Here is a 1,780-nt window from a genome sequence, read left to right as displayed (position 1 = left end):
AGACTGGAGCCCCCCTCCGAGGATCCCTACGGATCGGGATCCCGGCTGGATCGGGAAGTTCGGCTGGCCATTTTGGGTAAGGCAGGCAGCACGCCCATGCCGGCTTTTGCCGAGGATCCCTGGTGGTGTATGGAGCAGGCTGTCAAAGTGGTAGCTTAGACTGAGTCTACCTCCTCACAATTCTGTACAGCAGAGACTCAACCTCCTCGACACTAATTGCTGAAAGATTATAGGAGGAGGAGATCCTACTTCTCGTCTCCTGATCAGCATCTGCCAAGACCAGAAAGACTTGATCTGGGCCGAGACCCATTTCGGAGGCGAGCCAAGAGTACTTCTCTATACAGTCCCTGTAGCTGCCGGTCTTCGACTCTATCCAGTAGAATCGGTTGTTAATGTGGAAGAAGAGATCGATCTCAAAGTCGCTACCGTTGGGCAAAGTAACTTCCGCATTTGCGATGTAGGAAAAATCGATCTTCTGTCCCTGCTCTCTAGCAAACTTGATCAGTTGCTGTTTGACATATCTCTCCAGCCAATCTCCAGATAGGAACTTGATTGCCTCTGAAGACTTGCTTAGTTTTACCATCAGGATTTTGGAGCTTTTTGAGTAGTTATGTTCCTTTAAGAAATTAACCTTACGTAGAGTGGAAGCAAGTTGGCAGCTATAATTTATCACTTCTGGGGGGTTGCCTTTTAAGCAAAGAGTCAAGGTCTTTTCTTCTCCAATGCCAGATTTAATTTCTTTGTAAAGCTTCTCAATCATCGAGTACCTCTGACCCATAAGGTTTGATATCCAGTTCAGCTTGTTATCGAGTTCCCCTTCTGCTGCTTTTTTACTAGATGGAAGCAGGTTCTTCATCCTTATGTTCTTAGACCACAGAAATACCCCTATCTTCACCTGTTCACGGCTAATCGTCTCTGGCGGCAAACTCTTGAGTCTTGCGTCAGCAGTTTGCTTGTTAGTTTCCTTTCCCTTTTGAAGGCTAGAACTCGAGTTTAGATTCTGGGAAATGTTTTCTATACTTTCCGATAGCCTGCCCAGGATATTCTGCTGATTACTTATATTCTTAACTAGCTGACTTGTATAGTCAGCTAAACGCTGAAGGAAGTTTTGGTAACTTTCGGACAGACTTTCTGAGATATGAAGTTTGAAGCCCTCAAGGTCAGCTTGTAACTTTCTTAGAATCTCATCCAGTAACTGGCTATTAGCTCTTTGAGTGAACTGGTCAAGTTGCAAAGCTATTGCCCTCTCAGTTTCTTTCCTCCATCTCTCAAACCTCGATTCGTAGCGGTTCACTTCAGATCGCCTACAGGTATAAACGCCCAGGGAGAAACCAATAGCCAATCCAATTAGAAGACCTAAAAGCAGAGTCATTTCCCTTTGATCCTATTTTCTTTAACTTAACTCGGGAGTTGCGAACAGCTGGGAAGATTTTAAAGCATTGCTACCTCCTGCCTACTCTTGAGCCAAAAGGGATCCCAGCCAGCCCTGCTGGAGCGCTTTCTGGGTGGGAGTGAGTTCAGGCAAAGCTTCGAGAGTGTAAACATCCGGGCGGGGTGGATCCAAGAGGATCCAGAAGTGTTTCAACTGATCGCCTTGGAAGACGCTTAGGCAGATCACCTGGTGGGGCTGGTAGGCTGCCAGGCGCTCCGGCAAGGTGGTGGCGCTCACCCGAAAGCCGTCTAGGGCTACGAGCTCGTCGCCGGCCCAGATGCCTGCTTTTTGGGCCGGGGATCCCATCTCGACGGCGCTGATGCGGTTGCCTTCCCCATTGAAGTGGAG

Annotated in this window: 1 protein-coding gene and 1 pseudogene; both read right to left on the bottom strand. The window is 48.0% G+C overall.

All coding sequences use genetic code 11. The annotated features are described in order from the left end of the window. Positions 1 to 166 precede the first annotated feature (166 nt). On the bottom strand, positions 167 to 1,372 hold the full coding sequence (locus NW863_RS12910) for a hypothetical protein (RefSeq protein WP_414366841.1): 1,206 nt from the start codon (positions 1,370 to 1,372) through the stop codon (positions 167 to 169). 81 nt (positions 1,373 to 1,453) lie between these two features. Then, positions 1,454 to 1,780, bottom strand: a pseudogene (locus NW863_RS12905) (peptidase M61); the annotation flags it as partial.

The organism is Synechococcus sp. B60.1 (assembly GCF_047462555.1).
In the GTDB taxonomy this organism is placed as follows: Bacteria; Cyanobacteriota; Cyanobacteriia; order Thermostichales; family Thermostichaceae; genus Thermostichus.
The sequence above is the reverse complement of the archived record's forward strand: the minus strand, read 5'-3'. Positions and strand labels throughout refer to the sequence as shown.